7 protein-coding genes are annotated in these 7750 nt (G+C 44.7%); all 7 read right to left on the bottom strand.

The window, feature by feature from the left end; genetic code table 11:
• Positions 1-935, bottom strand: a 935-nt coding sequence (locus PF479_RS19970) for a hypothetical protein (protein WP_298010678.1), incomplete at its 3' end; no start/stop codon positions are given.
• Positions 932-1372 carry a dUTP diphosphatase gene (dut, locus tag PF479_RS19965; protein ID WP_298010676.1) on the bottom strand — a complete coding sequence of 147 codons (441 nt, stop codon included), beginning with the start codon at positions 1370-1372 and terminating at the stop codon, positions 932-934. The genes PF479_RS19970 and dut, both read right to left, overlap by 4 nt.
• 99 nt (positions 1373-1471) lie before the next feature.
• Positions 1472-3589, bottom strand: a complete 2118-nt coding sequence (pnp, locus tag PF479_RS19960) for a polyribonucleotide nucleotidyltransferase (protein WP_298010675.1) — start codon at positions 3587-3589, stop codon at positions 1472-1474.
• A gap of 131 nt (positions 3590-3720) precedes the next feature.
• The gene (gene rpsO / locus PF479_RS19955; protein WP_298010673.1) at positions 3721-3987 is read right to left on the bottom strand and encodes a 30S ribosomal protein S15; all 267 of its coding nucleotides are present in this window, start codon (positions 3985-3987) and stop codon (positions 3721-3723) included.
• A 176-nt stretch (positions 3988-4163) separates the two neighbouring features.
• Positions 4164-5090: a tRNA pseudouridine(55) synthase TruB gene (truB, locus tag PF479_RS19950; protein ID WP_298010672.1), complete on the bottom strand. Its 927-nt coding sequence runs from the start codon at positions 5088-5090 to the stop codon at positions 4164-4166.
• Positions 5062-5418: a 30S ribosome-binding factor RbfA gene (gene rbfA / locus PF479_RS19945; RefSeq protein WP_298010671.1), complete on the bottom strand. Its 357-nt coding sequence runs from the start codon at positions 5416-5418 to the stop codon at positions 5062-5064. The genes truB and rbfA overlap by 29 nt, the downstream gene beginning before the upstream one ends.
• Positions 5419-5425: 7 nt before the next feature.
• Positions 5426-7750 (bottom strand): translation initiation factor IF-2 (infB, locus tag PF479_RS19940; protein ID WP_298010670.1); only part of this gene is annotated, 2325 nt, incomplete at its 5' end.

The following is a 7750-nucleotide window of genomic DNA, read 5'->3' as shown; positions in this document are numbered from 1 at the left end:
CCCAGACACCCCCCCACCCCCCCACGACACACACACTCCAAATGTCGGATCTCTACACCATCGGTAATCCACTTTGCCGGGGTCCTTAGGAAGACTATATCATACTCTTCCCCCTTTCTGACAAGTTGAAAGAGACCAGCTCCATAGCTGCCGGCAATCATCTTACCTGAGGGATCACCCAGGACTGCCCGAACGGCCGATGTCTGCCGGTTATTTTCAGATAGTGGTATGGGCTGAAAATGACTGTCCAAAATGAAAAGACCATCCAGTTCTGTCCCGGCCAGGAGTTGGCCCATAGAGAGTTCTTTTAAAAAAGTAATATTCCTCAAAGGAGGATTTTGATGGATTACCGATTGACTGTCCATTCTGATTCTTCTTAAATTGTACGATTGTGTCCCGCTGATTAAACCCTGCCCCATCAGTAGAGCACTCTGAAGTCCTCTATATTCCTTATCATCTGGAATGGGAAGCTGTATAAATCGATCGTATCTCTTAGAATATATTGAGACGCTGCCGTAAGATAAAAACCAGATCCTCTCCGTTTCGGCTTGAATGGATTGGACTATGCGGATCGCCAGAGATTCTTCTCCCTGTACATAAGAGGTCCATCTTTGCTCAGACAGGGAATAACGGGCAATATCTCCGCTGCGGCTGCCCAGCCAGAGATCATCCCCGTCTGCAGAGAGTGAGGAGATCTGGGTATCAAAGAAGACATCTTCCGGAAGTTTGATAGATTCCATATAAAGGGTTTTCTTCAGGATAGTCCTTTCCATGGGATCTGTGATCTGAGGGAGTGTTTTCTCAAGATCCTCTCTTATTCTGGTTTCACTTATGAAATCACCACTCCCTCTTGATTTCTGCAGATTACTACCCTGGTCATCGCTAAAGCCGAGACAGGGAAGTAATAACAGAATAAGCAGCCAATTGGATTTCATCTAGCTCCCGTGGAACCGAATCCTCCGCTTCCTCTTGTTGTATCATCCAGATTCTCACATAGGGTGAAGTCAGCTCTTGTGACTGGAGCAATGATAAGCTGTGCAATCCGGTCTCCTCTTTCGATGAGAACACCCTCGGAACCGTGATTGATCAAAATGACCATCACATCACCTCTGTAATCGGCATCGATAGTACCTGGAGAATTCAACACGGTCAGTCCCTTTTTGACTGCCAATCCTGACCGTGGTCTGACCTGCCCTTCATAACCTGAAGGGATAGCCATTTTCAAACCAGTGGGGATCAGCCTGCGTTCTCCAGGGTGGATTGTGATTTCTTCTATAATACAGGCTCTGAGATCGGCTCCTGCGGAATCATCCGTACCATAACGGGGTAGCATATCCTCGGGACCTGTAATTTTTACGTGGACTTTATTCATTTCTTATCCTTGGAATTAATCAAAAAAACAGCCCTTAACCTAAGGACTGTTTGATTATATCATAACTGGGATTTACATAAATACCCCTGAAAAAACTGATTATCTCCGGGGAGCTCCGCCGGAAGATCTCGGTGGTTTCCAGTCTTTATTCTGGGCATCTACGATACTCAGGTTTATACGACCCATTCTATCCACTTCAATCAGTCTGACCTCCACTTCCTGTCCTTCCTTCAGAACATCTGCAACATTGCTCACACGCTCGGCAGAAACCTTGGAGATGTGACAGAGACCTTCTTTTCCGGGCAGGATTTCCAGAAATGCACCAAAATCCATGATCCGTTTTACAGTGGCTTTATAGATGGTTCCCACTTCAGGATCTTCTATCATGCCCTTAATCATGCCTTCAGCCATATCGGTTCCCTTTTTCTCACGACAGAAGATGTTGACAGTTCCGTCTTCATCAATATTAATCTTGGCACCGCTCTTTTCAGCCATACCTTTAATATTTTTTCCACCGGGCCCGATAAGGAGTCCGATTTTATCAACGTCGACCTTGAAAGAGGTGACACTGGGGGCAAACTCGGAAACATTAGCATTGGGTTCAGAAATTGATTCATTCATGATCTTCAGGATATGCAGGCGTCCTTCCAGAGCCTGTGATAGAGCCTTTTTCATGATATCTATGCTGATTCCTGGAATTTTTATATCCATCTGGAACGCTGTGATACCATCTTCAGAACCGGCAACTTTGAAGTCCATATCACCCATGTGGTCTTCTTCACCAAGGATATCAGAAAGAACAACAAAGTCATCTCCTTCCTTGACCAGACCCATGGCAATACCTGCAACAGGTTTTTTAAGGGGAACACCTGCATCAAGCAGACTCAGTGATCCGCTACAGATGGTTGCCTGAGAGGAAGATCCATTGGATTCCAGAATCTCCGAAACAACTCTGATTGTATAGGGAAATTCTTCTTTTTTGGGGAGAACACCTTCAATGGCTCTCTGAGCCAGATGTCCATGACCGATTTCCCGGCGGCCTGTACCCAGTCTTCCGGTTTCACCTACAGAATAGGGAGGGAAGTTGTAATGGAGCATGAAGTTGGCTCGGCGGTCACCGTCAATGTCATCCATGATCTGTTCATCCTGAACGCTTCCAAGGGTGGTTACACCCAAGGACTGGGTCTCACCGCGGGTAAACAGGGCACTACCATGACAACGGTCAAGTATATCAATTTCACAGGAGATATCTCGAATCTTTTCACTGGGTCTTTTATCACAACGTAGGTTGTTTTCAATGATGGACTTTCTGATGATAACTCTTTCAAGCTCTTCAAAAAGATCTCCTACAAACTTCAACTGATCTTCAGGGATATCCGCTTCATACTGGACAAGCATGGCTTTTTTTATATCTTTAATAGCCTGACGTCTTTCGAACTTTCCATCTGTGAAAACTGCTGTTTCCATCTGAGGATAAGCTTCGGCATACATGTCATCCCATTTTTCAAGTTTCAAAGTTTTTTCTACAAGAGGGAGTTTTTCTTTACCGCATTTGTCAGCCATATCCACAAAAAAGGCGCAGAGATCAGCCAGAGTTTTTTCAGCGGCCTGAATAGCACCCAGCATAAGATCTTCAGAAACCTGATCTCCACCACCTTCTACCATACAGATACCGTCATTGGAAGCGGCTACGATGATATCAAGTTCACTTTCTTCGATCTGCTGAAATGTGGGATTGATAACATATTCACCCTTGATGGATGCAACTCTTACAGCTGCAACGGGTCCGTTAAAAGGAATGTCGGAAATCGTAACTGCTGCAAAAGCAGCGATCATTCCCAGAATATCGGGAGTATGAATCTGGTCAGTAGATACAGTCATGGGTACAACCTGAATTTCACGACCGAAGTCTTTGTAAAACAGAGGTCTCAAGGGGCGGTCGATCAGGCGGGAGACAAGGATCTCTTTATCTTTAGGACGGGATTCTCTTTTTAGAAATCCTCCTGGGATTTTTCCGGCAGCGTAATATCGTTCGTTATATTCAACTGTTAACGGGACATAATCCAGACCTTCCACCGAATTGGAACCACAGCAGACTGTTGCCATGACTGCAGATCCTCCGCAACGGGCCAGGACAGAACCGTTAGCCTGTTTGGCCATTTTCCCTGTTTCCAGGATGATTTCATCTTCACCGATTTTAAATTTAAAAGTTTCCATAGTTTTTCCTTCGGCGTTTAACGCCTTTCACTTTTAACAAGCCAGAGACTCCCCCTGGTTTATGATATACAAATATTCTCAAAGTCATATAATACATCGAAAAAAATCCCGCACAAACGGCGGGATTAAAATTATTTTCTCAGACCAAGCTGTGCAATAAGAGTTCTGTATGCTTCTATATCTTTTCTTTTAAGATATTTCAGCAGTTTTCTACGAGAACCTACCATCTTAAGCAGTCCCCGTCTTGAAGCATGATCTTTTTTATTTGATCTAAAATGCTCAGTTAAACCTTCAATTCTTCTGGTCAAAAGTGCAATCTGAACCGCTGTAGAACCGGTATCTTTAACGTTTGTTCCGAATTCTTCAACAACTTGTTCTTTGTTTTCTTTGGTTAACATGATTATTAACTCTCCTTAATAATAATAAAAAAATACAGGCTTATTACCGGTTGAAAGCAGAGCAACGCCCTGACAGAAACCAGCACCTGAAAATACAATATTACCGAAATCGGTATAAAAGTCAATCTAAGATTCAGCTATGAAAGTAAATACAAAAAGCAGAAAATCCTGATCCATCAGGGTGCAAGATTTATTTTATACTGATAGTGACCATCCTTCATTTCAAGGACCGCCTTCAATGAACCCTCTTTATCTTTCAATAGGATAAATTCTGATTCTTCCTCAAGGGATGTTGTCAAAAAACCCTCATTAAATGGAACGCCATGCTTCAATTTTTCCAGCCCATCCTCATTGAGAACTGCTAAACTGGCATTCCCGAGGGTGAGAAAAAAATCCTCCCAGGAAAAATAATCTTTGATTCCCCGAAAATCGTCTACAACAACAGCATTTTCAAGTTTAAAGGGGCCCACAGAAGTTCTCACAAGTTCCTGAACAAAGGCTCTGCTTTCACAGGCCAGACCAAGATCCCTCGCAAGGGATCTGATATAGGTTCCTTTAGAGCAATGAACTCTCAATTTTAAATCGGGAGCATTGTATTCCAGGAGTTCAAGATCATAGATAAAAATTTTACGGCTGGGCATCTCTACAAGCTGACCCTTTCTGGCCAATGAATGGGCTCGTTTTCCATCTATATGAATGGCCGAATACTGAGGAGGTGTTTGTGAAAGTTCTCCTCTGAATCCATCCAGTTTCGACTCTATTATTTCCAGACTCGGCGGATCTGCGGTAGCCACAGTCTCCCCTTCGGGATCCAGGGTATCAGTCTCTGTCCCAAAGCGGATTGTGGCAACATATTCCTTATCCATCGCAGTGATTATGGAGTTCAGTCGAGTCAGTTTTCCTGTAAGGATGATAAGCAGACCCTCAGCAAATTTATCAAGAGTTCCTGTGTGTCCCACTTTCCGTGTTCCAAGAACTCTTTTTAATTGCCCCAGGGCCTGAAATGATGTAAGTCCCGGCATCTTATGCAGAAAAACTATCCCCCCCCCGGTATTATCAGGGTAGGAAAGTTTATCAGGATTCTGTTTCTTTTGGTTCTTCATGCAGCAGATTATCAATTTTCTGGTTCAACATAATTCCGTCCCGGATAGATGTGTCCGGAAAAAAATGAAGTTTGGGAGTCAGACGCATTTTCATCTTCCTCCCGATTCTGTTCTGAATGAAGCCGGCGGCATGATTCATAGCATCAACGCTCTTCTTCAGCTTCGCCTCTCCCTCCAGACCGGAAACATACAATTTTGCAGAAGCAAGATCGTTTGCTACTTTAACAACAGTAATGGATAGAAGACTATTGATCCTGGGATCTTTGATCTCTCTATTCATTATAAGAAAGCTGACCTGTTCTCTAATCAGACTTTCCACACGTTTCATTCTCAACTCATTCACTGGCGGTAGGTGCTCCCAGCTTTTTAGCTATTTCTTTCATTGTGAAAACTTCCAGTTCATCACCAACCTTGATGTCGATGTAATTTTCAATAGAAAGACCGCATTCAAAACCTTCTCGGACCTCTTTGGCATCATCTTTAAAGCGCTTGAGAGATGAAATAGGTCCGGTATGAACCTGAACACCCTCGCGGAGGACATGCACATTGCTCTTTCTAGTGACAATACCTGAAGTGACCATACAACCGGCAATAACGCCGAGCTTGGGTACCTTAAAAGTTTCACGGATTTCGACTCTACCAACAACCTGTTCTTCCAGATCGGGGATAAGCATTCCTTCCATGGCCATTTTAATATCTTCTACAGCATCATAAATAATGTTGTATTTTCTGATTTCCACTTTTTCGCGTTCGGCGACCATCAGGGCCTTTGCGGTGGGTCTTACATGGAAACCAATAATAATTGCTTTTGATGCAATCGCCAAATTGACATCGTTTTCAATGATGGCACCTGCAGCTGCATGTTTACAGACAAGTCTGATTTCAGAAGTACTCAATTTCTCAAGAGCCTGTTGCAATGCTTCGACTGAACCATGCACATCACCCTTGATAATGACATTGAGTTCCTGAACGTTGCCGGACTGAATGGAGTCATAGAGGTTGTCCAATGTGATTTTTTTCACATTTTTGGCACCTTCCATCTTCCTCAGCTCCTGCCGCTTATCACCATACTGACGGGCAACCCTTTCACTTTCTGTAACCTGAAAAGGATCTCCTGAGCCTGGTATTCCAGAAAACCCAAGAATCTCGACTGGCATGGAGGGCGTGGCTTCATCAACTTTGTCACCATTATAGTTGAACATGGCTCTTACCTTACCGGGAAAAACACCGGCTACAAAAGAGTCTCCGACTCTAAGGGTACCCCGTTCAACAAGAACAGTAGACACAATACCGCGTCCCTGATCTACCTTGGATTCAATGACGTTACCTTCTGCACGACAACCCCAGTTTGCCTTCAGTTCCATCACTTCTGATTCAAGAATCAGAATATCAACCAGATCCTGAACACCCTCACCCTTAAGAGCTGAAAGTTCAACAAACTGAGTGGTTCCCCCCCAGCTATCGGGCATAAGATTGTATTCAGAAAGCTGCTGTTTTACCCTGTCAGGATTTGCATTGGGCAGGTCCATTTTATTGACAGCAATAACGATGGGAACTTCTGCTGCCTTGGCATGATTGATGGCTTCAATTGTTTGAGGCATTACACCGTCATCGGCTGCAACGACCAGGACAACGATATCCGCGACCCGCGCACCACGTGCTCTCATCAGTGTAAAAGCAGCATGACCTGGTGTATCGAGGAAAGTCAAATCATGACCATCCTTTGTTTTGATGGTATAAGCACCAATATGCTGGGTGATACCACCATGTTCGGATGAGACGACATCCGTACTTCTCAAGGCATCCAGCAATTTTGTTTTACCATGGTCGACGTGACCGACAACTGCGATAACTGGAGGTCTTGTTTCAAGATCATGATCAGCATCATTTTCAGATTCAATCAGTGTTTCATCATAAAGAGAGACAAGATTAACCTTACAGCTATAATCATCTGCCAGGATTGTCGCTGTCTCAGCATCAATCTGCTGATTTATAGTGACCATCATCCCCATTCCCATCAATTTGGAAATAAGATCTGAAGCCTTGAGATTCATTTTTCTAGCCAGTTCCGAAACGGTCACAACTTCCATTATGTCGATTTCTTTAGGAACGGGATTCGTCTTGTTAATGGTCTTCTTTTTTATCTGATACTGTTTCTCATTATTTTCAGTTCTTTTCTTCTGATAGGATTTTACACCTTTCTTACTCTTGAAAAATTTCTTGGGAGCTGATTTCTGAGAATCTGACAAAGATGCCTTGGGAGCGGCGCCGGCGTTGTTTCCACCTGCATATCCGCCACGATTCGGGCCTCCGGGGCCACTGTGACGGAATCCGCCTCTATTGGGACCACCGGTTCCGCCAGCTCCACCGGGACGATAGCCGCCGGTTTGGCCGCTAGTACCGCCCGGACGATAGCCGCCGGTCTGTCCGCCCTGTCCACCGGGACGATAACCGCTGCTCTGGGTACCCGTATTGGTAGGTTTATAAGTGCTTCCAATCCCTGTAGCGGCACGGTAAGTACTGCTTCTAGGGGGGCCAGCAGGACGAGATCCTCCACCCTGACTTCCGCCCCTGGGTCGATAACCTCCGCTCTGACTGCTGTCACTAGGACGATATCCGCCCCCCTGGGCTCCACTGGGGCGATATCCACTCCCCTGACC

The organism is Oceanispirochaeta sp. (assembly GCF_027859075.1).
Classification (GTDB): Bacteria; Spirochaetota; Spirochaetia; order DSM-2461; family DSM-2461; genus Oceanispirochaeta.
The sequence above is the reverse complement of the archived record's forward strand: the minus strand, read 5'-3'. Positions and strand labels throughout refer to the sequence as shown.